Annotated in this window: 24 protein-coding genes; 12 read left to right on the forward strand and 12 right to left on the reverse strand. The window is 53.8% G+C overall.

The window, feature by feature from the left end; translation table 11 throughout:
• Positions 1-4: 4 nt before the first annotated feature.
• Positions 5-988 carry a prephenate dehydrogenase gene (locus SE15_RS12330; protein ID WP_054522399.1) on the reverse strand — a complete coding sequence of 328 codons (984 nt, stop codon included), beginning with the start codon at positions 986-988 and terminating at the stop codon, positions 5-7.
• Positions 985-1,638 carry a site-2 protease family protein gene (locus tag SE15_RS12335; RefSeq protein ID WP_054522400.1) on the reverse strand — a complete coding sequence of 218 codons (654 nt, stop codon included), beginning with the start codon at positions 1,636-1,638 and terminating at the stop codon, positions 985-987. Before SE15_RS12335 ends, SE15_RS12330 begins: the two co-directional genes overlap by 4 nt.
• Before the next feature lie 50 nt (positions 1,639-1,688).
• On the opposite strand from SE15_RS12335, the gene SE15_RS12340 reads away from it, so the two are divergent.
• Genes SE15_RS12340 through SE15_RS12390 form a run of 11 tightly spaced genes read left to right on the forward strand, consistent with a single transcriptional unit; the run spans position 1,689 to position 11,865 of the window.
• On the forward strand, positions 1,689-1,916 hold the full coding sequence (locus SE15_RS12340; RefSeq protein WP_236690032.1) for a DUF951 domain-containing protein: 228 nt from the start codon (positions 1,689-1,691) through the stop codon (positions 1,914-1,916).
• Positions 1,900-3,060, forward strand: a complete 1,161-nt coding sequence (locus SE15_RS12345) for an MGDG synthase family glycosyltransferase (RefSeq protein ID WP_054522402.1) — start codon at positions 1,900-1,902, stop codon at positions 3,058-3,060. Before SE15_RS12340 ends, SE15_RS12345 begins: the two co-directional genes overlap by 17 nt.
• Positions 3,061-3,068: 8 nt before the next feature.
• Positions 3,069-3,581 (forward strand): tRNA (adenosine(37)-N6)-threonylcarbamoyltransferase complex ATPase subunit type 1 TsaE, encoded by a 513-nt coding sequence (gene tsaE, locus SE15_RS12350; protein ID WP_054522403.1) that lies wholly within the window; start codon positions 3,069-3,071, stop codon positions 3,579-3,581.
• A complete protein-coding gene (tsaB, locus tag SE15_RS12355; RefSeq protein ID WP_054522404.1) occupies positions 3,565-4,230 on the forward strand; it encodes a tRNA (adenosine(37)-N6)-threonylcarbamoyltransferase complex dimerization subunit type 1 TsaB in 666 nt (221 codons plus the stop codon). Before tsaE ends, tsaB begins: the two co-directional genes overlap by 17 nt.
• Positions 4,227-4,781, forward strand: a complete 555-nt coding sequence (gene rimI / locus SE15_RS12360; protein WP_083461922.1) for a ribosomal protein S18-alanine N-acetyltransferase — start codon at positions 4,227-4,229, stop codon at positions 4,779-4,781. The genes tsaB and rimI overlap by 4 nt, the downstream gene beginning before the upstream one ends.
• A complete protein-coding gene (locus tag SE15_RS12365; protein WP_054522406.1) occupies positions 4,778-5,434 on the forward strand; it encodes a uracil-DNA glycosylase in 657 nt (218 codons plus the stop codon). Before rimI ends, SE15_RS12365 begins: the two co-directional genes overlap by 4 nt.
• Before the next feature lie 13 nt (positions 5,435-5,447).
• On the forward strand, positions 5,448-6,770 hold the full coding sequence (locus SE15_RS12370) for a nucleotide sugar dehydrogenase (protein ID WP_054522407.1): 1,323 nt from the start codon (positions 5,448-5,450) through the stop codon (positions 6,768-6,770).
• Positions 6,767-7,744 (forward strand): SDR family NAD(P)-dependent oxidoreductase, encoded by a 978-nt coding sequence (locus SE15_RS12375; protein ID WP_054522408.1) that lies wholly within the window; start codon positions 6,767-6,769, stop codon positions 7,742-7,744. The genes SE15_RS12370 and SE15_RS12375 overlap by 4 nt, the downstream gene beginning before the upstream one ends.
• Entirely contained in the window at positions 7,741-9,108 is a 1,368-nt protein-coding gene (locus SE15_RS12380; protein ID WP_054522409.1) for a lipopolysaccharide biosynthesis protein, read from the forward strand. Before SE15_RS12375 ends, SE15_RS12380 begins: the two co-directional genes overlap by 4 nt.
• Positions 9,089-10,249, forward strand: coding sequence for a glycosyltransferase (locus SE15_RS12385; protein WP_083461923.1), 1,161 nt, complete (start codon positions 9,089-9,091; stop codon positions 10,247-10,249). The genes SE15_RS12380 and SE15_RS12385 overlap by 20 nt, the downstream gene beginning before the upstream one ends.
• Positions 10,246-11,865 carry a hypothetical protein gene (locus tag SE15_RS12390; protein ID WP_054522411.1) on the forward strand — a complete coding sequence of 540 codons (1,620 nt, stop codon included), beginning with the start codon at positions 10,246-10,248 and terminating at the stop codon, positions 11,863-11,865. The genes SE15_RS12385 and SE15_RS12390 overlap by 4 nt, the downstream gene beginning before the upstream one ends.
• Here SE15_RS12390 and SE15_RS12395 read toward each other — a convergent pair.
• From SE15_RS12395 to SE15_RS12435, 9 genes are all read right to left on the reverse strand, one after another.
• Positions 11,760-13,271, reverse strand: a complete 1,512-nt coding sequence (locus SE15_RS12395) for an O-antigen ligase family protein (protein ID WP_054522412.1) — start codon at positions 13,269-13,271, stop codon at positions 11,760-11,762. The two genes, SE15_RS12390 and SE15_RS12395, sit on opposite strands and share 106 nt — an antisense overlap.
• Positions 13,268-14,077: a YveK family protein gene (locus SE15_RS12400; protein WP_054522413.1), complete on the reverse strand. Its 810-nt coding sequence runs from the start codon at positions 14,075-14,077 to the stop codon at positions 13,268-13,270. Before SE15_RS12400 ends, SE15_RS12395 begins: the two co-directional genes overlap by 4 nt.
• 10 nt (positions 14,078-14,087) lie before the next feature.
• Positions 14,088-14,966: a dTDP-4-dehydrorhamnose reductase gene (gene rfbD, locus SE15_RS12405; RefSeq protein ID WP_054522414.1), complete on the reverse strand. Its 879-nt coding sequence runs from the start codon at positions 14,964-14,966 to the stop codon at positions 14,088-14,090.
• A 2-nt stretch (positions 14,967-14,968) separates the two neighbouring features.
• Complete coding sequence (gene rfbA, locus SE15_RS12410) at positions 14,969-15,844, reverse strand: glucose-1-phosphate thymidylyltransferase RfbA (protein WP_054522415.1); 876 nt, start codon at positions 15,842-15,844, stop codon at positions 14,969-14,971.
• Positions 15,841-16,926, reverse strand: a complete 1,086-nt coding sequence (rfbB, locus tag SE15_RS12415; RefSeq protein ID WP_054522416.1) for a dTDP-glucose 4,6-dehydratase — start codon at positions 16,924-16,926, stop codon at positions 15,841-15,843. The genes rfbA and rfbB overlap by 4 nt, the downstream gene beginning before the upstream one ends.
• Before the next feature lie 16 nt (positions 16,927-16,942).
• On the reverse strand, positions 16,943-17,491 hold the full coding sequence (gene rfbC / locus SE15_RS12420; RefSeq protein WP_054522417.1) for a dTDP-4-dehydrorhamnose 3,5-epimerase: 549 nt from the start codon (positions 17,489-17,491) through the stop codon (positions 16,943-16,945).
• A 127-nt stretch (positions 17,492-17,618) separates the two neighbouring features.
• Positions 17,619-18,152: an FKBP-type peptidyl-prolyl cis-trans isomerase gene (locus SE15_RS12425; RefSeq protein WP_054522418.1), complete on the reverse strand. Its 534-nt coding sequence runs from the start codon at positions 18,150-18,152 to the stop codon at positions 17,619-17,621.
• 66 nt (positions 18,153-18,218) lie between these two features.
• Entirely contained in the window at positions 18,219-20,081 is a 1,863-nt protein-coding gene (locus tag SE15_RS12430; protein ID WP_054522419.1) for an HD domain-containing protein, read from the reverse strand.
• 94 nt (positions 20,082-20,175) lie between these two features.
• Entirely contained in the window at positions 20,176-21,168 is a 993-nt protein-coding gene (locus tag SE15_RS12435; protein WP_054522420.1) for an aldo/keto reductase, read from the reverse strand.
• Positions 21,169-21,248: 80 nt separating this feature from the next.
• On the opposite strand from SE15_RS12435, the gene glgX reads away from it, so the two are divergent.
• The gene (gene glgX, locus SE15_RS12440) at positions 21,249-23,321 is read left to right on the forward strand and encodes a glycogen debranching protein GlgX (RefSeq protein ID WP_054522421.1); all 2,073 of its coding nucleotides are present in this window, start codon (positions 21,249-21,251) and stop codon (positions 23,319-23,321) included.
• An 18-nt stretch (positions 23,322-23,339) separates the two neighbouring features.
• Here the strand turns inward: glgX and SE15_RS12445 are convergent, their stop codons facing one another.
• The gene (locus SE15_RS12445) at positions 23,340-24,248 is read right to left on the reverse strand and encodes a radical SAM protein (RefSeq protein ID WP_054522422.1); all 909 of its coding nucleotides are present in this window, start codon (positions 24,246-24,248) and stop codon (positions 23,340-23,342) included.
• Positions 24,249-24,256: the final 8 nt, after the last annotated feature.

The raw sequence follows: 24,256 nt of genomic DNA on the forward strand, positions 1-24,256 counted from the left end.
GACCTTAGCCCTTCTTGGGAGTTTTTCTACCCAGTCCAAACATGCGTGCAAAATAGTGCCCGCTGGTTGGGATCTCGGTAGAGGGAGTGGTTTCCCAATCCCCTTTTTGGCGCTCTTGCCACCATTGAGAACGCACCCGCGAAGCCTCTTTCAGCAGATCGGCGAGGTGCTCACGGTCTTCGGCTTCCAGATACTCCCGTACTTCTTGAAGGACGGCAATGTAGTCATCCAAAAGGCGCATGAGGTTTTCGCGGTTGAGCAGGATAGATTCTCCCAGGTGTATGTGGTCATCCAAATGGGTGATCGGTTCGGTGGCTTCAACGAAGGTTTGCCCGGCTAATTTGCGTGCTTCACGCCAGCCTGGCTGGCGGGTAATGGCTGTGATCAGGGCTGCAGCACTGAGCTGAGGAAGTCCGTGTACTGCGGCCATTAAGCCATCGGCTTCGTAAGGATCGGCAAAATAGGGTTTGCCGCCTAATAACACCGCTAGATCGCTGGCCAGTTTCAGTGCACCTCCGTGGGTATGTGGTGGGCTGGCAATGACAAACACTCCGCCCTTAAAGAGGTCAGCGCGTGCGCCCTCAGAAGTGAGGGCAGGGGGGTAGAGGCACTCAGGATTGAGGCTGGGGGAAAAGGAAACCAAATACCGTTCTTCGGGAAGCAAATCTTTGGCCCATCGGGTGACCAATGTTTTAAGGGGGGAGGTATCCAGCACAACCGCGCCGGGTTTCAAATCGGGAGCAATGGTGGCCAGTGTGTCCCGTACCTCATCCATGGGAATGGCGAGCACAACGATGTCAGCATCACTGACGGCAGTGTGCAAATTATGAACGACCTCATCCAGTGCCCCCATCTTGAGTGCTTTCTGTTCAAGGTGGGGGTCGGCGTCATTGCCGATGCGCACAATCTGGTGAGGATTGTCTTTGAGTGCCAATCCAATCGAGGCGCCAATCTGGCCCAAGCCAATAATCGTCATTCGGATAGTCATAGCAGCCCTCCCAGGAGAAGCGAAAGCAAATTGTGTAAAGCCGGGTACAGGATGAAACCGAGCACGTCAATTCCCAGGCTTGGCAGAACAAACACAACAATCATGAGTAGTAGAGGGCCCATAGGGCGAATAGTCTCCAAGACTCGGGTGATGGAAGGGGGAGCGAAGTATTCCAGAATCTTATCCCCATCCAGAGGGGCAATGGGGATCAGGTTGAATAAGCACAAAATCAAGTTGATCCAGATGAAGCCCACCAGAAACTGGCCAGGGGAGGGTAGCCAGGAGTTGGTGCTCCCCCAGAGATAGGGGACCCACCCTAGCCGAAGTGGTATGGCTGCCAGGATGGCTAGGAGTAAATTGGAGAGCGGACCGGCCAGCGAGACCCACATGAGAGCGCTTGGTGTGCGTCGCCCCAAAACATATGGATTGACGGGCACGGGCTTTGCCCATCCAAACCCCGCCAGTAGAAGCGCCAGGGAACCCAGGGGATCGAGATGAGCCAGAGGATTGAGGGTGAGGCGTCCGTTCAGGCGCGGGGTAGAATCCCCCAGGCGCGTTGCTGTCCATGCATGGGCGAATTCATGCACGGTAAAGGCGATGATGAGGGTGATGATGCGGGTGATTAGAGTGGCAGGATCAAGATTGAGCATTCAAACCTTAACACTGATCGAGAGATAGACTTTGCGGTAGGGATTATAACATGGGTGGTATAATCCGATTGATGTTGACGGATTTGCAACTGGGTGACATTGTGCACCTGCGTAAGCCTCACCCATGTGGAAATTACACCTGGCGCGTTGTGCGCCTGGGGGCAGATATTGGATTGGAATGCCTGAAATGCAATCGTCGGATACTTTTGCCCAGGCGCGAACTGGCCCGCCGACTTAAGGCTATTTTACCCCGGGAGAACCATGAAACCGAAACCTGATCTTCCACATATTCTTTTCCTTTTTTCAGACACGGGTGGGGGACATCGAAGTGCTGCCGAAGCAATCATTGAAGCATTAAGCCTTGAATTTGGGGATCGGGTCACAGTTGAAATGGTGGATATCTTTCGGGAGTATGCTCCTCCGCCGTTCGACCTTGCTCCGGAGGCTTATCCAGTGCTCTCACGGATGCCCGAGGTGTGGCAACTGGGGTACCGTCTGAGCGATGGTCCGCGACGTACCCGCTTTGTTTTCAATGCTCTGTGGCCTTATGTGCGACGTTCGGCGGAACGCCTTATGGTAGAACATCCCTGTGATTTAGTTGTCTCGGTCCATCCGCTCTTCAATGACCCGATTTCCCGGGCAGCCCGCCGATTTTCTCGTCCTTACATTACAGTGGTTACCGATTTGGTTTCAACCCATACTGCCTGGTACTGTGGTTCCCCAGATTTGATCATTGTTCCAACGGAAGCAGCCCGCGAGAGGGGACTGGCCGCAGGGGTGCCTGCAGAACGGTTGCGGGTCATTGGTTTGCCAGTGGCCGAACGTTTCAATTCCTTTAGCGAATCAGCCCAAATGATTCGTCATCGCTTGGGGTGGCCACTTGATCAACCAGTCATTCTTCTGATTGGGGGCGGCGAGGGTATGGGACCGCTCGAGACCGTGGCAACGGCGATCAATGAAGCGAACCTCAATGCGACGCTAGTGGTGGTGTGTGGGCGTAACCAGGCGCTTCAGAACCGATTAGAACAGGTAACGTGGAAGCGTCCGACATTCATCTACGGCTTTGTGCGTGAGATGCATAACTTCATGCGTGCGGCGGATATTCTCGTTACAAAGGCAGGGCCAGGAACCATCAGCGAGGCGTTCATTGTTGGATTGCCAATCATCCTTTATAGTCGCATGCCCGGCCAAGAGGATGGAAATGTTGATTACGTGATTAGCGAACAAGCCGGCGTTTGGGCGCCAGGACCCGAGCAAGTCGTTAATACGCTGAGGCTCTGGCTTGCGCGCCCTGAAGAGCGTCAACGCATAGCGGCAAACTCACGACGTCTGGCTCGACCGCAAGCCGCCCGGGAGATCGCTCGTGTGTTGGGAACATGGGCACAGCGTTCTTATGAAGAGCGTATGCGAACGCAGGTATAATTTGGAATATGCCAATCCTGGATGCGCACACGCTGGAACTTTTTAGCCGTAGCCCTGAGCAAACACGCCGTTTGGGAATGCGCCTGGGGGCTTTGATGCGCCCCGGCGATGTGATTTGCCTGCAGGGAGACTTGGGGGCTGGTAAAACCACACTGGTGCAGGGGATTGCACGGGGGTGGGGCTCGCTTGATCCGGTATCCAGTCCCACCTTTGTTTTGGTCAATGTCTATCGTCAGCCCGAGGGGCGTATGCTTTTTCACCTGGATGCCTACCGCCTGAATTCCCTTGAAGAAGCCATTGATCTCGATATTGACGCCCTATTAAGCGAAGGAGCGCTGGTGATCGAGTGGCCGGAGCGAATTGCTGGCATCCTTCCGGCGGAGCGTTTGTGGGTGACGTTGACCTGGATTTCTGAAGAGCAACGCAGCCTGCTTTTTAATCCATTGGGAGCACGATACCGAAATCTGGTGCACCGATTGCGCCAGCAGGTTTTGGGGGTGACTCATGCTGTTGGCCGTTGATACCAGTACGCAGTGGATAGGGTTGGCACTCTATGACGGGAGCGCCGTGCTAGCCGAGCATGCCTGGTTGACCCAGGGGCACCACACGGTAGAATTGGCACCTGCCATTGAATGGATGCTAACTCGAACGCGGGTTTCCATTAAGCAACTTAAGGCCCTGGGAGTTGCCCTGGGCCCTGGTTCCTTTACCAGCCTGAGGATTGGATTGGCGGTTGTCAAGGGAATCGCTCTGGCTGAGAAATTACCCGTAGTGGGTGTGCCCACCCTGGACGTTCTCGTCTACGGCCTGCCACCAGATGAGCGCCGCCTAATCGCCGTATTGCAGGCTGGCCGTGGTCGCCTGGCAGTAGAGGATTATAGTTACCGGGCAGGGGCTTGGCAAGCCGAGAATCATCTACGCGTGGTTGGGCTTAAAGAACTGCTTGAAACGATCCAGGAACCGGTCATGATATGTGGTGAGTTAAGTGCCCAAGACCGCCAGCAATTGGCACGCCAACGTCACATCACTTTGCTACCGCCTGCTCATTGTCTGCGCCATCCGGCATTTCTGGCTGAATTGGCCTGGAAGCGGTGGAAAGCCGGCGCTGTAGATGACGTAAATAGCCTGGCTCCCCTTTACCTTCACCAAGCAGAGGGAATCTCTGCATGAAAGCGGCGACTTTACCCAGAGTTTGGATTCGGCGGATGCGGGTTGAAGATATTCCCCGCGTGCATGAAATTGATGTGGCATCATTCACGTTGCCCTGGCCAGAGAGTTCATATCGGTTTGAAATTGAAGCAAACCCCTCAGCACATTTGTGGGTGGCGGAGTGGCAGAATGATTGCGGCCAGTATGAGATTGTGGGCATGATTGTGATCTGGCTCATCATTGATGAGGCACACATTGCTACCTTCGCTGTTCACCCCCAGTTCCGGGGTTACGGTATCGGGCAACGTCTTTTGGCCCAGGCGCTACTTGAAATGCACCGAATGGGGGCCCAGCGTTACACCCTGGAAGTGCGCCGTTCCAATCTCCCAGCGCAATCCCTCTACCGCAAGTTGGGCTTTGAGGTGATTTCTGTTCGTCCCGGGTACTATCGGGACAACCACGAAGATGCGCTGATCATGAATCTCGAACATCTTAATGTAGGGCTTGTAGAGCGACTTGCCCGTGAAGAGAGTTTGCCCGGCAGATCAACTCTGACAGGAGGTCAGCCTTGAATGCAGAAGACGTTTTAACCCAAATTGCTGCTGAGGTTTCGGTTTGCACAAAGTGCGTTCTCCATTACTCGCGTAAACATGCGGTTCCCGGTGAAGGTCGTCCTGATGCTGAGATCATGTTCATCGGTGAAGGGCCGGGGTTTTACGAAAATGAGCAAGGACGACCGTTTGTTGGCCCTGCAGGGAAATTCCTGGATGAATTGCTCCAGCGGGCAGGTTTGAAGCGGGAGGATGTGTTTATTACCAATGTAGTTAAGTGCCGCCCGCCAGGGAATCGGGACCCACAGCCTGAGGAATTGGTCGCCTGCGATGACTACCTGGAACGTCAATTGCAGGCCATCAATCCCCGGATCATTGTTACCCTGGGGCGATTCTCAATGGCAAAATTTCTCCCGAATGCGCGCATCAGCGATGTGCATGGCAAAGCCCTGTGGGTTAATGGCCGCCTGATCGTTCCCATGTACCACCCGGCTGCGGCCTTGCATCAGCCTTCATTGAAGGCCACGGTTATTGAAGATTTTAGCCGTCTGCCCGCTTACTTGGAAATGGCGCGCCAGGGTCAACCGGATCAGACCGCGGCAGAGCAAAAAACGTATGCGCCCGAACCGCCTGCCGATCAGGATGAACATCCAACCCAACTTAGTCTGTTTTGAAAGGGGAAAGTAAATGGAACGCGATTATCGTGGTGAATTGGTAGAAAGACTGACTACCCGGCAGGCACGCGTGGCTGTGGTAGGCATGGGCTATGTGGGCCTCCCGCTGGCGGTCGTCTTCGCTGAAGCCGGTTTTGATGTGACGGGCATTGACCCGATCGCATCCAAAATGGAGGCTTTGAATCGAGGAGAGAGTTATATCCTGGATGTTTCTTCCGAGCAGGTGCGTGCATTGGTCGGCCAGGGGCGGTTGCGAGGCACCACCGATTATGCTGTGTTGCAAGATATTGATGCTGTTTCGATTTGTGTGCCGACCCCACTCCGCAAAACCGGTGATCCTGATCTTTCTTACATTGTCAGCGCTGCGGAAAGCCTGGCGCCATATCTTCACCCCGGCATGGTGGTGGTGCTGGAATCCAGCACATATCCGGGAACAACACGTGAACTGGTTCTACCAATACTGACAGAGCGGAGCGGCCTGGAAGTAGGAAAGGACTTCTTCCTGGCGTTTTCACCTGAGCGGGTTGACCCGGGGCGCAAGGACTGGACCACTTACAATACCCCCAAGGTTATTGGCGGGATTACCCCTGCCTGCTGTGAGGTATCCACGGCCTGGTATCAACAGGCCATTCAAACGGTGGTGCCAGTCTCCTCGACCGAAGTGGCCGAGATGACCAAACTTCTGGAGAACACTTTTCGCATGATTAATATTGGGCTGGTCAACGAACTGGCGATCATGTGCGACCGTCTCAAAATTGATGTGTGGGAAGTGATTGAAGCCGCAGCCACCAAACCTTTTGGGTTTATGAAGTTTACTCCCGGGCCTGGGTTAGGGGGACATTGTATTCCTATTGATCCATTGTATCTTTCGTGGAAGTTGCGTTCGGTGAAGTATACGGCGCGGTTTATTGATCTTGCCTCGGAGATCAATACCTATATGCCCCGCTTTGTAGTGGGCAAAGTCCAAGATGCCCTGAACCAACAAGGCAAACCGGTAAAGGGAAGCAATATCCTGGTCCTGGGCGCAGCCTATAAAGCGGATATTGACGATCTACGTGAATCACCCGCACTTGATGTTATTCATCTCTTGCGTGAGAAGGGTGCCGTTGTGTCTTATCATGACCCCTATATTCCGGTCATCCAACAGGACGAACTGAGCATGGAATCGGTCCCGGATCTCATGGAAGCCGTGCGGGGGGCAGATTGTGTGGTAATCATCACCAACCACAGTAAATACGACTACCCGGCCATCCTTGAGGCTGCCCGGTTGATCGTGGACACGCGAAATGCCCTGGGCAAACTGGGGCGTAACAATCCCAAGGTGGTCCGCTTATGAAGCGTTACCTGCTAACTGGGACTGCTGGCTTCATAGGCGCCAGGGTGGGGCACTACTTGCTTGAAGACGGGGCAGAGGTGGTTGGGGTGGATAACCTCAACGATGCTTACGATGTCCGCCTGAAGCACTGGCGGTTGGAGCATTTGAGGGGTCGGCCTAATTTCCATTTTCTCCAACTCGACATCCGGGATCGCGAAGCGGTCGAGCAGTTATTTGCCCGTTATGCTCCTTTTGAGGCCGTCATCAACCTGGCAGCGCGGGCTGGTGTACCCTATAGTGTGGTAAACCCGTGGATTTATTTTGAGACTAATGTCACCGGGACGTTGAATTTGCTTGAAGCCAGCCGCCGGTTTGGGGTGGTGAAATTCGTCCTGGCCTCGACCTCGAGTTTGTACGGCATTCTAAATCCGATGCCTTTCCGCGAGGACGCCGATACCAGTCATCCTCTCTCACCATATGCAGCAAGCAAAAAGGCGGCGGAAACGCTGTGTTACACCTACCATCATCTATATGGGCTGGATGTAACCGTTTTCCGGTATTTCACGGTCTACGGGCCAGCAGGACGCCCGGACATGAGCCTGTTCCGTTTTTGCCAGTGGATTGCTGAAGGGCGTCCTTTGCATCTGTATGGAGATGGCAGTTTCTCGCGTGATTTTACTTACGTGGATGATATTGCCCGAGGTACCCTTCTGGGGTTGAAACCAATGGGGTTTGAGGTGATCAATCTGGGGAGTGATCAGCCTCATACTATGATGGAAGCCATTCGCATCTTGGAAAAGGCGTTAGGACGCTCCGCGCAGATTGATTATCATCCTCCTCAGGCAGTGGATATGCCTGCGACATGGGCTGATATCACTAAGGCGCGCACCCTCCTCGGTTGGGAGCCCCAAATAACCCTGGAAGAGGGACTTCAGCGCCTGGTCCAGTGGTACCTGGCGGAACGGACGTGGGCCAGCCAGATCAAAACTATATGAAGCGAGTTGCCTACCTGTGGACTAACTGGAAGGAAGATCGCCTGTTGCGCCAGGTTGTGCGCAATACTGCGTACCTTTTCAGCGGTAATACCATAAGTTTGGGGCTAAGCCTTTATCAGGGGTTGTTGGCGGCTTATTTGCTAGGTCCAACCCAATATGGGGTCCTGGGGTTGGTTATTGCATTTGCCTCTAATGTGAACCGTTTACTCTCATTTCGCATGGGAGAACCGGTCATCCGCTATGTGAACCAGTACCTTAGCCAGGAGCGACGAGACCTGGCCGCAGGGGTGGTGAAACTCGCGGCTATCACCGAGGGGGTAAGTTCGATTATTGCCTTTTTATTGCTTGTCTTTATCTCGCCTTTAGCCGTGGAATGGCTCATTAAAGACCCGGTGGCCTTGCCCTGGATTCCTCTCTATGGGCTGGCGCTGTTGGGTAACCTCTTCACCGAGACCTCAACGGCCATGCTTCAGATTGCGGGGCGCTTTCGCGCGCAGGCTACAATCACACTGGTGCAGAACATTGTCACCGCGGCTGGCATCACCCTGGCTTATTTCATGCATTGGGGCGTGTTTGAGGTGATGCTGGCTTACTTGATGGGCAAGTTGGTGTTTGGGCTGTTTATGCTGGGGGAGGGATGGCAATCGGCGAGGAGGATGCTGGGATCGGGTTGGTGGCGGGTCCCCCTGCGCCAGGTGCCGGAAAAGACTGCGCTCGGACGTTTTGCAATTAGCACGAACCTGAGTGGTACCGTTAACATGCTCATCCGGGATAGCGAGGTGCTATGGGCGGGATTCTTCCTGAGCAGTTTAGAGGCGGGGTATTATAAATTTGCCCTGGCTCTCATGAATGTCTTGATGTTGCCCATCCTTCCATTTATTCAAACCACTTATCCCGAGATTACCCGTGCGGTGTCTCAACGGTCGTGGGGAACCTTACGGTCGCTCTTACGGCGTACCAGCCTGATGGCTCTGGCCTGGACAGCGATTGTGGGGGTTGGGCTGATCGTGCTTGGACCATGGTTTCTGACCTGGTTCAAGGGTGGCGCCTATTTGCCAGCTTTTCCTCTCATCCTGGTGCTTCTAGCCGGGTACGGTTTCGCCAACATTCTGTATTGGAATCGTCCCCTGTTGCTGGCGCTGGGAAAACCCAATGACCCTCTGGTGATCACGATGCTTGTGGGAGCCGTAAAGATGGTGCTCATGTTTGTTCTTGTCAAATCCTTTGGGGTCATTGCGCTGGCGCTGCTTTTGAGCGGTTATTTCATTATCTCAGTGGCGATAATTATCTGGCGGGGCAGTCAGGAACTCTTGCGAGCAGAACGAGCCGGTCTTGAGGTGGTGGATGCGGATCGCTTGTCTTAGCACCTCTCAGATCCCTTCTAGTACGGCCAATAGCATCCAAGTAATGAAAATGTGCCAGGCGCTGGTGCAGTTAGGGCATTTAGTTAGGCTGTGGGTGCCGGGAAGTATGCATGCTGCCTGGCCTCAACTGGCAGCGCATTATGGTCTGCGCGATGCGTTTCACATAAACTGGGTAGCAGCCCATCCGGCGCTTAAGCGTTATGATTTTGTTGCAAAAGCCTGGCCTCAGGTATTGGCCTGGTCGCCTGACCTGATCTACACCTGGATGCCCCAAGTGGGGCTCCTGGCTTTGTGGGCCGGGCGCCCCTTGGTGCTCGAGATTCACGATCGCCCAAGCGGAAGATTTGGCCCTCGCTTACTCCGCCAGATCGTTCAAGCAAAAGGCAAAAAGCGGTTTGCCGTGATTACGCGGGCCCTCTATTGGGTGTTGCGGGAAGAATGGGGTCTGGCCATTCCAGAGGCTCAGGCGGTCATTGCCCCCAATGGGGTGGATCTGGAGCGTTACCAGGATTTGCCTGCTCCGCCCGAAGCGCGTTGTCAGTTGGGGCTGACTGAGTGCTTTACCGCGGTGTATAGCGGGCACTTTTATCCTGGACGAGGTATGGGGTTGCTTTTGGAGATGGCGCGTCGTTTACCTCACATTCAGTTCCTCTGGGTGGGTGGCCGAGAGGAAGCGGTGGCTCACTGGCGAAGAGTGGTGGCTGAGCAGGGGCTTCAGAACGTAATTCTGACCGGGTTTGTGGAAAATCGTCTTTTACCCCTTTATCAGGCCGCCGGAGAAGTGCTGTTGATGCCTTATGAACGGGCGGTAGCCGGGAGCAGCGGGGGAAATTCCGCTGACATCTGTAGCCCGATGAAAATGTTTGAATACCTGGCGTGTGGAAGGGCTATTCTGACCAGTGATCTGCCTGTGCTGCATGAGGTGCTAAACGATAAAAATGCCCGTTTTTGCCCTCCTGAAGAGGTGGATGCCTGGGTACAGGCGCTGGATGATTTAGCCGCGCATCCGGAGATGTGTCGCACACTCGGGGAGCAGGCTCGGACGGATGCGGCTCGCTACACCTGGGTAGCACGGGCGCAACGCATTCTGGCGGGATGGACCTTGGATCAAACGAGTTTCATGGAGGCAGGTGACCTGTGAAACCCCGGATAACATTTCTCTATGCCCTGTTGGCTGTAATTGGTGTGGCGTTGGGGTTGGCTGTTGCAATCACTTGCCTAATGGAAGGGAGGGTAACTTTCCAAGGTGTAATCGCCGCGGGCGTGTTGCTAGTTCTGGCTTTAGGGAGTCTCCTTGGCGTATGGAGGTGGGGTGGACACGGCCGGTGGTTGGGCTGGATCATTAGTGGGGCATTTCTACTGCGTCTGATTTTGGGGTTGGGTTTAGCCCTTGCGTTGCCAGAATGGGGATATGACACTCCCCAACAGAACCGGGGCTACCTTTACTATGATGCGTTTAAACGCGACCAGCAGGCTTGGGAAGTGGCGACTTCCTCTGCACCAGTTCTCTCGGCCTTGGGTGGACGCTATGTCTCGGATCAATATGGGGGAATGCTGATGCTAAGCGCGTTGATCTATCGCTATCTGAGCCCAGACCAACACCGTCCCTGGTTGATCCTGATTCTAACGGCTTGGGCTGGCGCAGTTGGAGCACCTTTCCTGGCCCGCGCGCTGAATCGGGAGCCCTTCCGAAAGGCTCGATACCTGGCCGTTGGATTGTTAGCGTTTTATCCTGAGGCGGTTTTCTTGGGCGCCTCGCAAATGCGTGATCCCTTCTTAATTGCTCTGGGGGCGGTGATGTTGTGGGCGTTTTTGGAACGCGAGCCTGTGAGTTTGAAAGCGCGCCTGGGATGGGGTGGGGCGGCGCTTGTCTTAATGTTCCTCTTCTCCTGGCTAGCAGTGAGTGTCTGGTTATTTGTGATTCTCGGCGGAAGTTTGCTTCTTTACTTGGGGCAGATCAAGATTAAACGGCCCTGGCAGTGGGTAGGGGCTGGGCTGGCTATTTTTGGTTTGCTAGGGCTGATAGCCTTTGGAGGGTGGTTACAGCGAGTTGCTGCGTGGGATGCTTACCTCACTCAGCGGGGCTCTGGTTGGGTTCAAAAGTTACTTGGGGAACTGCCCTCCGCGCTTGAATTGCCTTTCATTGTGGGTTATGGTTTGTTCCAGCCGGTGTTGCCTGGAGCCATTTTTGACCCTTCATTACCGATCTGGAATGTCATCAGTACCTCGAGAGCGCTTGGGTGGTATGCGATTTTACCGGTGCTTTTTTATGCTCCGTGGGCTTTACGGCATCAGCCCGGGCGTTCCTGGAAATTCCACTTGCTTTGGTTGATCGGCGTAGCCTGGGGATGGGTGATCCTGGCTTCGCTTCGTGCCGGAGGGGATCTGTGGGACAATCCACGCTACCGCACGATGCTATTACCTGTGCTGGCTATGCTAGTGGCCTGGGTCTATTACCTTGCTCGTGAGGCGCGCGATCCCTGGTTATGGCGCTGGTTTGCTGTGGAAGGGGTGGGGCTGGCCTTTTTTACTGAGTGGTATGTCAGCCGTACTTATCGCATCCTTCCACGTTTGCCCTTTTGGATCATGATTGGAGCGATTGTAGTGGGTGCAGGGTTGATTCTGGTGGGGGGATGGCTGTGGGATCGCTTTCAGGCTTCTGGGGATGTTTCTCGTTCCGGTGAAGCGGGAGCGCTATTGGGTGAGAGCGGTAAAGATGCGGCGGCGGTAGCCAGTCCGAAGAGGGTCCAGAAATAGGGCAAGGCAAAGGTATCTACACTAAACCCCTCAATAACGAGGGCAATCAGTCCAAGCATAGCTGCCCAACCCAGCGTGCGCTGGTGGAGATCAGGGGCGCGCCCCAGCGAGCGCGCGGTTACCCAAATCACGTAGAGCCAGGTTAAGAAAGTGACAAAACCTATAACCCCGGTTTCGGTCAGCAAACGTACCCATAGACTCTTCGTGTTGGGGATGAAAGGCTTGCGGAACATCAGATCCTGCACCTCAGTGAGAGCCCAGCCAAAGGTCACCATTTTTTGAGGGAAGAAATAGCCCGCATTGCCCAATCCAACGCCCAGCCAGGGATAATCGGCGAAGATACGGTAACCGGTCTGCCAGTACACCAACCGTTCGGCAAAGACCAGACGGTTGGCGTAGCCGACCACCCCTTCTGTGCGCACAAACTCGAAGCGAAAGAGATCCCGCATACGCGGATCCAGGCGGCTGAGGACAAAGCCAGCGCCCAGGAAAAGACCCGCGTAAGCCGCAACCAGAACGAAAGCCAATCCCAGTGGAATGGCACGTTCCATGATCCAGCGGGCCAGGTTCAGGTGCAGGTGCTTCTGGATCTGGTCGCGTGACCAGCGTATCAAGGTAAGGTTGGCTCGCAGAATCAGGTAGGCAAGCGTGCACAGAAAAGCCAACCACCCCACTCGAGAAAAAGAGAGGAACAGCACGGCTCCGCCGCCCAGTAGGCAAAGATTTTCCAGGCTGAGGCCGAGAACGCGGAAGCGGAAAACTGTGGTGCGTTGGAGAGTTGTGGCCAGCCAGAGGGGCAGATAAAGCAAATTTAACTGGTGGGCAAGCCACGAGGGCTCAAAAGCCAACCCGGTGACGCGTTGGTCAAAGAGGCGGCCGTTAGACGTCAGATAGGACTGAAGGACAAACATCCAGGTTGGGTAGCCCTGACGGGTATACCAGGTCACGGCCTGCCAGAACGACCAAAGTATGATGACAATCCCGCCGATGTGAATAACACGTAAAACGAACATCAGCCGTTTGGATGAATTGATCCAGGTGGCGGTTAATACATAGAAAGCCCCCCCTACCCCCAGAGTTAGCAGTCCTTCCCGGATATTGTTCCACACGTTGGCTGAGCGGAAGGGTGGAAAGGGAATTAGAAAGGCAAACAACGATGAAAGCACGGCTATTCCAGCGAAGACCAAGAGAGGGATTGTCTGAGAGGGGAGGTGTCCGTCGGGTGAGACAAGATGGGGCAGATACCACACCAAAAGCAAGCCGACCAGAGGAAGAGCAGCGGCTGGGGCAACCGAATGGATGTTGAAACGCTGTGCAATCAGAGGAAAACTGGTGAGAGGGAGCAGTAACCCCACACTTCCCCATAGGATATACTGGAGGCTCAGGTACCAATTTTTGGTGCTCATCTTTGTGACCGCGAGGGGTGGAAAATGGGCAAAGTTTCCACCAGTGCAAGCCCAATTACCCAGCCAATGAGTGCACCGGCCAGCATGAGATCGTTGCGTCCGTACTGAACGGGTCGGAGCGGGGGGGAGGCCGACTCAACCCATTGGACAGACAATCCCGGGAAAAGATTGCGGCTAGCCTGGCGTTCGGCCTGAAGTTGCTGACCAGTGGTAGCAAGCAGAGTCTGCAGATCTTCCAAAGATTGGTGGGGGCAAAATGAGGGGGCCGGTGCCACCCCTACCGCACGTTGAAGGCATTTTTCAACCGATTGCATATATTGCGTAAGGCTGGCCGCCTTCAAAGCATGGGCCTGCGCCTCGGTGAGAACTGCATTGGCTTCCTCTGCCCATAAATTGGCCAGTCGGGCTGCTTCCTGTGGGTCGGAGGTGCGCAAGCGAAGAATGAAGGCGTCCACCTGGCGTTCCACGGTGCCCATGCGTCGCAAGTCCGGCACGGTGAGAGCAAGCCCCTCTTCTTGGCCCTTGGCTACCATACGTTCAAGCACTTCGTTTGAGGCAATAAGGTGTCCTACGGCATTAAGGGCTTGATCCTCCTCAAACTGGGTCATCAGACCGGTACGCGTGTAATCAATGGCGGCACTGAAAACAGCCTGGGCCTCGTAAACAGGGGGTTTAATGGCGTGAGCCAGCCAGCCGCTAAACGCTCCTAAAAGCGAGACCAACACGATAACCCACCACCAGCGAAGCACGCGCAGGAGTTCGGTTTGGGTGGAGAGGGCAGGTGGGGAGTCAGAAGGGGCACGCATACCCATTCCTTTAGCGTTGCATGGCCAGGATAAGTGCTTCACGCCAGGGGGGTAGACATAAGCCAAACTTCTGTTCAAAACGGTTACAATCGAGGGCAGAGAAAAGGGGGCGCTGAGCCGGGGTCGGAAACTCCTCCGTTCGCGCAGGCAAAAGTTGGCGGGTGATTTGTTCTTCGCGTTGCGGATCAGAGGCTAGGATTGCCTGTGCCCACTCAAACCGGCTAGCCCAGCCTTTACCGGCCAGATGATAAAGCCCACGTTTTTCGTATAGTTGAGCATATGGGTCGTGACGATGAGAGGCCAAAAGGTTTGCCGTTACCTCGGCTAGCATCCGCGCCCAGGTAGGGTTCCCAATCTGATCATCCACCACGCGAAGCACCTCTTGTTTGCGGCTCCACTCCAGCACTTTGGTGACAAAGCTATCCCGGCGCAGGCTATAAACCCAACTGGTTCGAAAAATCAAGTACGCGTTATCCACAGCCTGGATGGCCTGTTCTCCCAGCCACTTTGTCTTTCCGTAAACATTCAGGGGGTTGGGGATGTCGTCTTCGGTATATGGGCTACCCTTGGTTCCGTCAAAGACGTAATCTGTAGAAAAGTGGATCAAAACCGCGCGAATTTCGCAAGCGCACTCAGCCAGTACGCCGGGTGCCACGGCGTTAATCTGCTCGGCCAGGTGGTGCTCTTGCTCGGCTTTATCAACTGCGGTGTAGGCCGTGGCATTGTAAATCACATGAGGCTTTATCTCTCGGATGAGCGGCGGCAAGGTGTGGGGCTGGCTCAAATCAATTTGAGGATAATCCAGGGCAATGATATCACCCAGGCAGGCCAGAGAACGCCGCGCCTCCCAACCCAATTGCCCTAAATGGCCAAGGAGCAAAATGCGCATATTTACCAGGGGGTCTCCTCGAGAAGTCGAAGCAGATAGGCCCCGTATCCGTTATTTGCCATGCTCAGGGCCTGCTCACGGAGCTGTTCGGCGGTAATATAGCCCATACGATAGGCAATCTCCTCGGGGCAGGAGATCATCAGACCCTGCCGTTCCTCAACGGTCTGGACGAAGTTGCTGGCCTGAAGGAGGGCCTCATGCGTGCCGGCGTCCAGCCAGGCAATCCCGCGCCCCAGAATCTCGACCCTGAGCTGGCCTTTTTCAAGGTAAATGCGGTTCAAATCTGTGATTTCCAATTCACCACGTTGAGAGGGGTGCAAACCTTCGGCATACTCTACCACGTGGTGATCGTAAAAATAAATGCCCGGAACTGCGAGATTTGAACGAGGCTTCTTGGGTTTTTCCTCGATGCTTAGGGCGCGTCCGTCAGGACCAATTTCAACCACTCCATAGCGAGTAGGATCGTTAACCGGGTAGGCGAAGATAACCGCTCCCTCCTGCACCTGGGCGGCGCTCTGGAGCAAACGCGCCAGTCCGCGCCCGTAGAAGATGTTATCGCCAAGGATGAGTGCGCAGGGTTCCCCAGCAATAAAATGGCGCCCGATGAGAAATGCCTCGGCCAGGCCACGTGGTTCGGGTTGTTCTGCATATTGGAAGCGTAACCCCCATTGATGACCTTCGCCAAGCAGTCGCTCGAATAGGGGGAGATCTTGGGGGGTGCTGATGATAAGAATATCGCGAATCCCGGCCAGCATCAGCATGGAGAGGGGATAGTAAATCATTGGTTTGTTGTAAACGGGAAGAATTTGCTTGCTGATTGCCCGAGTGATTGGATAAAGGCGGGTACCTTTACCACCTGCCAGAATGATCCCTTTCATGTTTGAACTCCTCGTGAGGCGTAGTTGTTTTCTAGCCAGGCCTGGAAGTCAGGGCGCTTCAAGATGGATGAGACCCACTCCAAATTACTCAGATACCATAGGACAGTTTTTCGCAGGCCGCTCTCCAGGGTTTCACGTGGTTGCCATCCGAGTTCCTGTCGAATTTTGGTAATATCCATAGCGTAGCGCCGATCATGGCCGGGCCGGTCGGCAACAAAGCGGATCAGGTTGCGATGCGGACGGTGAGGGGATTCGGGACGGAGTTCGTCCAGCAGATCGCAGATGGTGTGCACAATGTAAAGGTTGGTGGGCTGATTGTTGCCACCGATGTTATAAGTTTCCCCCAAGCGGCCTCGCTTTAACACCCCCAGGATGGCCTCACAGTGATCTTCAACGTACAACCAATCCCGAATCTGCTGACCATCTCCATAAACAGGTAGGGGTTTCCCCTGGAGTGCATTTAAGATCATCAGCGGGATGAGTTTCTCCGGGAACTGATAAGGCCCATAATTGTTGGAACAGTTGGTGATTGTCACTGGGAGTCCATAGGTATGAGCATAGGCACGCACCAGATGATCGCTGGCTGCCTTCGATGCGGAATAGGGAGAATTCGGCGCGTAGGGATTGGTTTCGCGGAAGGGTGGCTCGTGGGGTTCAAGTGAGCCAAATACTTCATCCGTTGAGACATGGTGAAAACGACACTGCTCAAGCGGTACCATTTTATCTTCTATCCAGGCTTTGCGAGCCGCTTCCAGCAGAGTGAATGTGCCTACAATATTGGTTTGGATAAATTGAGCCGGGCCAAGGATGGAACGGTCTACATGGGACTCGGCTGCAAAATGCACCACAGTGTCAATTTCGTATTGGATGAATAAGCGATAGACCAAATCGGCGTCGCAAATATCTCCACGGACGAAGATATGTCTCTGTTCATCGGGCAAGTGGCGCAGATTTTCCAGACTGCCCGCATAGGTTAGGAGATCCAAATTGATTACCAATACCTCGGGTTCGTGTTGGAGAAGATAACGCACAAAGTTGGATCCGATAAACCCTGCACCACCTGTGACCAATACGCGTTGCATAGGCACTCCACGAAATTCAATCAAATAACTCGGCTTCAGAAAGGTACTTGCCCTGGGCGTCCTTCTCAGAAAGCAAAGGGGGTTGGTGCTCTATCAGAGGCCAGTCAATTCCAATGTGAGGATCATCCCAGCGGAGAGTGCGCTCCCCACGAGGATTGTAAAAGTCGGTGGTTTTATAGTGCACCTCCGCCCAATCGCTCAGCACATAAAAGCCATGTGCAAAACCAGGAGGGATCCAAATTTGGAGGTGATTTTCTGCCGAGAGAATCACCCCTACCCATTTTCCAAAAGTAGGAGAACTTTTTCGCAGATCCACTGCCACGTCAAAGATGGTGCCGGTAATGGCCCTTACCAGCTTGCCCTGCGGGTTCTGAATCTGATAATGGAGACCGCGCAGGATTCCACGATGTGACCCCGAGTGGTTGTCCTGAACGAAATGGGTGGGCAGACCTGCCTCGGCGAACTTACGAGCCTGGAAGATCTCCATAAAAAAACCGCGCGAGTCGCTGAATACCTCGGGCTCGATCAGAATAACATCGGGGATTGATGTGGGCAAGAAGCGCATACTGTGTGAAGTCTTAAGGCAGGGATTGGCTGCGATTGGATTATACCAGAATACCCCTGGGCTTTTAGTCCAATAGAAAACCGCTGCGGGTACGCCGCAGCGGTTTGGGTTGGCAGGCGGACGAGAATTATTCCTCCTCGTCGCCGGGGAGGAATTCTTCCTCTTCTTCCATGCCCTCTTCGTGAACGTGGCCGTGGCGCAGTTCTTCTTCGGTGGCCTGGCGCAGATCAACAACCTTGACGTCGAAGACCAGTTCCTGACCAGCCAGCGGGTGGTTGAAGTCAAGAGTAACGGCTTCGTCATCAACCCCTACGATGGTAGCATGCAGGATATTACCTTCCATGTCACGTACTTCAAGTTCCACGCCTGTGACCAGGGGGATCTGGGGAGGAAATTCCTCTTTAGGGATGCGCATGACGGCATCGGGGTCAATTTCACCATACCCATCACGAGGTTGGACAACGATGTGTTTTTCATCGCCAACGTGCAGACCGTAGAGTTCGCGCTCGAGGCCAGGGATGATGTTGCCGTAGCCCTGAAGAAAAACGACCGGATTCGACTCATCCGAAGAGTCCACAACAGTGCCGTTGACGCTGAGCGTATATGCCAGGGAGACCACGACGTCATCGGCGATTTGGGTGGGTTTTGCTGAGGGATTCAATTTTTTACTCCGTTCTAGATTTCATGCATTTATGGGGGGCATGAATTTTGAAAATTATACCATAACCTAGGTAATTTCAATGGATTCTAGTTCAACGCCACAGTGAATATAAGCCTGATAGAGGGGTTCACACTGTTCGGGTGATAGATTGCTCACTACCAGCCGTAACGAAAAACGGCCATCTGGAAGCGTATTGTTCACCGAACGTAGAATATTCCCACCGGCTTGTGAAACCAGACTTGCAAGGCGCGCCAGTGTCCCGGGACGATTGGCCCGTGCACTGCCTATCATTTGAATGGTGGTCCAACGGAGGGTGTCATTGGTGATACCAACACTATCCAGGGTTTGAGAGACTTCCTGCTGGCGGATGGCACCACTTCCCAGCGCAGCATAGAAGTCTTCCAGGCTTGCACATGCCAATTGTTCCAGAAGATTATCCACCCGCGTTGGCTCCAGGGCCTGAACATCCTCAAGCGCCAGTAGTCCTCGCTCTTTGGGCAATTGCTTGGCGATTTGGCGCCCCTTTTCAGCACTGCGCTTGAGGGCTTCCGTTACCAGGACACTCCGCAGCAGGCGAGCGGTGGATGGATTGCTAAATGCCAGCCATTCCTCAGAGGGGGCTAAGCGGTTGCTCCCGGTTATCACTTCCACTATGTCACCGGGTTGAATGTGGTCGGATAATCGCGCCAAGTTACCGTTCACCTTGACGGCGCTGATTTTATCCAGGAGAAATTCTTGCTGAATAGAAGCAATGGCATCCAGGACCGTGGAACCTTCGGGCAGGAAACGCGCACTCCCGCTGGGGGTGAAGATTTCAATGGGGCGGTATTGACTAATGTCCTTTCCTTGTTGTAGGGCATAAACGACCCCCCAGTGGTTCTCACCCTCCATATCACGGGTGGCGATAGCAACCTCAATAGCCCCTAGATCGGGCAGCCAGGCAGTAACCTGAAGAGCACGGTAGCCGTTTTGCGGGCAGGCGATGTAGTCATCAAAACGATTCTGGTCTAAATAAGGGCCGAGGAACCGGTTGACCTTGGGGAGAAGGGCATAACATTGGGTTTCATCTTCGCTGTCTACAACCAATCGGAAGGAAACCAGGTCATTAACTGCTGCAAATGAATCCATCGAAGCACGCCGTGCCCGTGCCATACGGCGCAGTTTCTGCCAGGTTTGCCAATAACCATTGACGGTAAGTTCCACACTGCCGCTGATGCCGCTTTCTTCCATCAAGTTGCCCAGTTGCTCCATCATCGGGTTAATGAAGGAGAGATCTAGGCGGGGATCGGCATCAATTTTCTCTTTGACAAAAGAGTAGGTTTCGGGGTCTGCATAGGGGAATGCTAAGTCTTCCAGCCAGCGCCGCCAGCGATAACAGTTCAAAATGCCCGCCAGCTTGCCGTAAGCGCGGATGACCTCAAGGGCTTTCTGCTGGCGTTTGTGCTCTGGCATGTAGTGAAGCGTTAGCAAGTTATGGCTTTTATCTGCCAGTTTGACCAGGAAGACTCCGGGATCACGGAATTGAGCCAGTTTGCGTAGCGTTTCGATCTCGCGGGTTCGCCCATCGCGCGGCGTGCTGATCTTGGTGACTCCGTCTACAATGTAGGCAACTTCTTCGCCCAACGGACCGGGGAAGCGTGCTCGAATAGCATCTAATGTTTCGCCCTGGTCTTCCACGGCGTCGTGAAGCAAGCCGGCAATGGTCCAGGCTTCGCGGCCGATGAGTTTATCCAGAAATGCGCCTACCCACACGCAATGGGTTTCAAAGTAGGGTTCCCCACTCAGGCGACACTGCCCTTTATGTAATTCGCGTCCCCATGCGTAGGCTTCGGCAATTGCCGGGGTGCGTGGGATGAATTCGCCTGGATTGAACTCATCCTCTAGGCGAGGGCGGATTTCTTTGACCGGGGTTACGGTTACTTTAACCATCGCTTGCTTTACGGGGTATTACCATTATTATCTTATTGTTCTATTTTAACCCCTAAAAATCCCTGTACCAATACCCAGGCAACAGCGTCCCGCATTAACGAGACACCATGCTATAAGGTGTACGTTCTTCCGAGCGATCCGTGGCAGGTGGTGGCTCAGGCGAGAGTGAGGATATTTTTTCTCGCAGGTCAGGTGTCATGGGGATTTCCAGAGCTTTTAGGACCCCTTCCAGCTGTTCTAGGTTCCGGGCGCCAATGATTGGGGCGGTTACAGCGGGGTGGCTGGCGACCCAGGCAATGGCCAGAGGGGCCGGTTCATAGCCATGCTCCTGGGAAAACCGGGTGAATCGTTCGGCAACTTCGTACATCCAGGGTTCCCCATAGCGGGTTCGATACATGGTGTTCTCAACAAGCCGACCTTTTTCAGGTTGGCGATTCACACCGTATTTTCCGCTCAGCAAGCCACCTCCAAGCGGGCTGTAGGGCACTACCCCGAGCCCCTCTGCCTGAGCCATGGGCAGGATTTCCACCTCTGCCTGACGTTTGACCAGATTGTACATGGGCTGAATGCAGGCGAAAGGCGTCCAGCCGTGATGTTGGGCGATCCCCAGGGCTTTTTCAATTTGCCAGGCAGCAAAATTGCTGGCAGCGGGATAGAGAATTTTGCCCTGGCGCACCAGGTCCTCCAATCCACGCAGAGTTTCCTCAAGATCGGTGAAGTCATCAAAATGATGGATGTAGTAAATATCAATATAATCGGTGCTAAGCCGCCTGAGGCTGGCTTCTACGGCGTGCCTCAAATGTCTGCGCGAAGCGCCGCGTGCGTTAACATCAGGGCCTGTGGGGAAAAAGGCTTTGCTTGTTATAATCACTTCATCGCGATGGCCGGCGATCAGGCGTCCGAGGATGATCTCGGATTGGCCGCCGGCGTAAATATTGGCTGAGTCGAAGAAATTAATGCCTGCATCGCGACACCGTTGATACATGGCAGCCGCTGTCGCTTCGTCGGCTTCATGACCGAACGACATCGTACCAAAGCATAACTTTGAAACCTTGACACCTGTTTTGCCTAAAAAACGATATTCCATGAGTCTTGCTCCTAAAAAATTCTTCTTCCTAAGAAAGATATTTTGATTGTAATCCTGTTTGCTCGTGCCGGAGAGGTGCAATGTCCCAAATAAGAGTGTATCGCGGTCATAGTTACCCCTTAGGCGCTACGATCCACGATGGCGGTGTCAATTTTTCCCTCTTTTCCATGAACAGTGAGAGGGTAGATCTGCTCCTCTTTGAGAATCCAGAGGATTCTGAACCTCAGCATGTGATCCGCTTGAATCCTGACGAGCATCGGACCTTTGCCTACTGGCACGTATATATCAGTGGGATTGGTGCGGGGCAAATTTATGCCTACCGTGTGTACGGTCCTCATGATCCGGAACGTGGTCTTCGTTTTGATCCCAGCAAGCTCTTGTTGGATCCTTATGCTCGTGTGATTGTCAATACAGAAAACTACCGCCGTGAAGCTGCGCTGCAACCCGGAAGCGACTGGGGACACCTGATGAAATGTGCGGTGATGGATCCTCGTGGCTACAATTGGGAGGGGGATGAGCACCTGCGTTTACCTTACGCCCAGACGGTAATCTACGAACTCCATGTGGGCGGTTTTACGCGCCATCCTTCCTCTGGAGTTGCTAAGGAGAAGCGGGGCACATATGCAGGCCTGATCGAAAAAATTCCTTACCTCAAGTCTTTGGGCATCACCTCAGTAGAACTGATGCCGGTACAACAGTTCGATGAACAAGATGCGCCCCCGGGGTTGACCAATTACTGGGGATATAGCCCAATCGCCTTTTTTGCTCCTCATCGAGGTTATAGTTCGCGTCAGGATATCTTAGGCCCAGTAGATGAGTTCCGCGATATGGTCAAAGCCCTGCATCGGGCAGGAATTGAGGTCATTCTCGATGTGGTTTTCAATCATACGGCTGAGGGAGATCATCGAGGGCCAACTCTGGGCTTTAAGGGGCTTGAAAACCGCATTTATTACATGCTTGATCCTCGTGACCCCTCTCGTTATTTGAACTTCAGCGGGTGCGGAAATACCTTGAATACCAATAATTCTATAGTAAGACGTTTGATCCTGGATGCCTTACGCTATTGGGTGCAGGTGATGCATGTGGATGGCTTCCGTTTTGATCTTGCTTCAGTGATGGCGCGGGATGAGGATGGGCAATTGCTTAAAAATCCCCCCATCCTCTGGGAGATTGAAACCGACCCCGTATTGGCTGGAACCAAGATCATTGCTGAAGCCTGGGATGCAACCGGTCTCTATCAGGTGGGAACGTTCATTGGACATCGCTGGGCTGAATGGAATGCGCGCTTTCGAGACGATGTGCGTCGTTTCATACGAGGGGATGAGAGCATGGTTTGGGATTTCGCAAACCGACTGATCGGCAGCCCCGATTTATTCCGTCAGCCTGATCGTGAGCCTAATCGAAGCATTAACTTCGTCACTTGTCATGATGGTTTTACTTTGAACGACCTGGTTTCATATAACCAGAAGCATAATGAGGCAAACCTTGAAGATAATCGGGACGGGGTTGAGGAAAATTATTCCTGGAATTGTGGCATTGAGGGCCCGAGCGAAGACCCTGAGGTCGAAAGATTGCGTCAGCGGCAGATCCGCAATTTTCTGGTGGCGTTACTGGTTGCGCAGGGAACACCAATGCTCTTAATGGGGGATGAGGTCCGGCGTACTCAGCAGGGAAACAATAATGCCTATTGTCAAGATAACGAAATTTCCTGGCTGGATTGGGGGTTATTGGAGCGCGAAAAGGGACTGTGGCGGTTTGTCCAGACGTTGCTGGCCTTCACCCAGTCCTACCACATATTCCGCGAGGAATCTTTTTGGGCCCGCAAACCGGGTGAGAACACCCCACGTATTGCCTGGCATGGAGTAAAGCGTAATCACCCTGATTGGCGGAGCATTTCCCATTCACTGGCAATCGAATTATGCTGCGCTGAAGCCGGAGAGCATGTCTATGTGGCTTTCAATGCCTATTGGGAGCCTTTAACTTTTGAACTGCCTTTGTTGCCCTCAGGGCAATGCTGGTATCGGTTGGTAGATACCAGTTTGCCCAGCCCCGAGGATATTTATGATCTGCGCCAGGCACCCTCAATCAAGGGGGACACCTATACCTTAGCCGCGCGTAGCAGTCTCATTCTGGTTGCCCAGTCCGAAGGATGATCGGAGATGTAAGCCGGTTCATCGGTCCAGCCGATATAAACCTGCTTGGTGGGCGGCTTCGACGGCTTGGCGATACTCTTCGGGGGTAATGCGCCGGTTGATTTCCGGGTACCAGTGGGCTCGGTAAGTGGGGTAGTACTGTTCCATTATATTCAGATAAGTGTGAGGCGAGATCTCCTGAGCCAGGAAGCGAACAATGGCTTCGGTTCCAGCCAGATGGTTGGGCAAGACAAGGTGGCGAACCAATAATCCACGCGTCGCCAAGCCATTTTCATCCAGTTGCAAATCTCCAACCTGGCGATGCATTTCTCGCACGGCTGCCTGGTTGATCTGGGGGTAATTTGGAATACGGGAGTAGCGCTTGGCAATTTCGGCGTCGGCGTACTTCATATCCGGCATGTAGATATCAACCACCCCATCAAGCAGTTGCAAGCTTTCCATGGAGTCGTAACCTCCGGTGTTGTAAACCAGGGGGATACGTAGACCGGCTTGAGCCGCGATCAGCACGGCGGCTAGAATTTGGGCGACCACGTGGCTGGGTGAGACCAGGTTTATATTGTGACAGCCCAAATGTTGCAAGCGGAGCATAATTTCCGCCAGTTCTTCCGGTTCGACCTCAACCCCGGCATCGGTCTGGCTGATTTCGTAATTCTGACAGTACTGACAGCGAAGATTGCAATGGGTAAAAAAGATGGTTCCCGAACCCCGCCAGCCTCGTAGCGGGGCTTCTTCACCGAAATGCGGGCCGTAACTGCTGATTTTGGCTTTTTCCCCGGTTCGGCAAACCCCTAACTGACCTGCGCGACGATTAACTCTGCACTTCCAGGCGCATAGATCGCAGGCTTCCAGGTGAGCGTAAGCAGTTTCAACGCGTCGTTTGAGTTCGCCACTCTCCAGGAGTTTGAGGTAGGAGGGTTGGAACCCCATAAAAAGTG

Origin of the sequence: Thermanaerothrix daxensis (assembly GCF_001306145.1) — a bacterium.
Classification (GTDB): domain Bacteria; phylum Chloroflexota; class Anaerolineae; order Anaerolineales; family Anaerolineaceae; genus Thermanaerothrix; species Thermanaerothrix daxensis.

What these genes read in the sequence shown, in the direction of transcription:
- SE15_RS12345 (WP_054522402.1), top strand. Translation starts at nt 1,900, where the DNA reads ATGAAACCGAAACCTGATCTTCCACATATTCTTTTCCTTTTTTCAGAC.
- rfbD (WP_054522414.1), bottom strand. Translation starts at nt 14,966, where the DNA reads ATGCGCATTTTGCTCCTTGGCCATTTAGGGCAATTGGGTTGGGAGGCG.
- SE15_RS12380 (WP_054522409.1), top strand. Translation starts at nt 7,741, where the DNA reads ATGAAGCGAGTTGCCTACCTGTGGACTAACTGGAAGGAAGATCGCCTG.
- SE15_RS12335 (WP_054522400.1), bottom strand. Translation starts at nt 1,638, where the DNA reads ATGCTCAATCTTGATCCTGCCACTCTAATCACCCGCATCATCACCCTC.
- SE15_RS12445 (WP_054522422.1), bottom strand. Translation starts at nt 24,248, where the DNA reads ATGGGGTTCCAACCCTCCTACCTCAAACTCCTGGAGAGTGGCGAACTC.
- SE15_RS12430 (WP_054522419.1), bottom strand. Translation starts at nt 20,081, where the DNA reads ATGGTTAAAGTAACCGTAACCCCGGTCAAAGAAATCCGCCCTCGCCTA.
- SE15_RS12435 (WP_054522420.1), bottom strand. Translation starts at nt 21,168, where the DNA reads ATGGAATATCGTTTTTTAGGCAAAACAGGTGTCAAGGTTTCAAAGTTA.
- rfbA (WP_054522415.1), bottom strand. Translation starts at nt 15,844, where the DNA reads ATGAAAGGGATCATTCTGGCAGGTGGTAAAGGTACCCGCCTTTATCCA.
- SE15_RS12395 (WP_054522412.1), bottom strand. Translation starts at nt 13,271, where the DNA reads ATGAGCACCAAAAATTGGTACCTGAGCCTCCAGTATATCCTATGGGGA.
- SE15_RS12330 (WP_054522399.1), bottom strand. Translation starts at nt 988, where the DNA reads ATGACTATCCGAATGACGATTATTGGCTTGGGCCAGATTGGCGCCTCG.
- glgX (WP_054522421.1), top strand. Translation starts at nt 21,249, where the DNA reads ATGTCCCAAATAAGAGTGTATCGCGGTCATAGTTACCCCTTAGGCGCT.
- rfbC (WP_054522417.1), bottom strand. Translation starts at nt 17,491, where the DNA reads ATGCGCTTCTTGCCCACATCAATCCCCGATGTTATTCTGATCGAGCCC.
- SE15_RS12375 (WP_054522408.1), top strand. Translation starts at nt 6,767, where the DNA reads ATGAAGCGTTACCTGCTAACTGGGACTGCTGGCTTCATAGGCGCCAGG.
- rimI (WP_083461922.1), top strand. Translation starts at nt 4,227, where the DNA reads ATGAAAGCGGCGACTTTACCCAGAGTTTGGATTCGGCGGATGCGGGTT.
- SE15_RS12385 (WP_083461923.1), top strand. Translation starts at nt 9,089, where the DNA reads ATGCGGATCGCTTGTCTTAGCACCTCTCAGATCCCTTCTAGTACGGCC.
- SE15_RS12400 (WP_054522413.1), bottom strand. Translation starts at nt 14,077, where the DNA reads ATGCGTGCCCCTTCTGACTCCCCACCTGCCCTCTCCACCCAAACCGAA.
- SE15_RS12340 (WP_236690032.1), top strand. Translation starts at nt 1,689, where the DNA reads ATGGGTGGTATAATCCGATTGATGTTGACGGATTTGCAACTGGGTGAC.
- tsaE (WP_054522403.1), top strand. Translation starts at nt 3,069, where the DNA reads ATGCCAATCCTGGATGCGCACACGCTGGAACTTTTTAGCCGTAGCCCT.
- rfbB (WP_054522416.1), bottom strand. Translation starts at nt 16,926, where the DNA reads ATGCAACGCGTATTGGTCACAGGTGGTGCAGGGTTTATCGGATCCAAC.
- SE15_RS12370 (WP_054522407.1), top strand. Translation starts at nt 5,448, where the DNA reads ATGGAACGCGATTATCGTGGTGAATTGGTAGAAAGACTGACTACCCGG.
- tsaB (WP_054522404.1), top strand. Translation starts at nt 3,565, where the DNA reads ATGCTGTTGGCCGTTGATACCAGTACGCAGTGGATAGGGTTGGCACTC.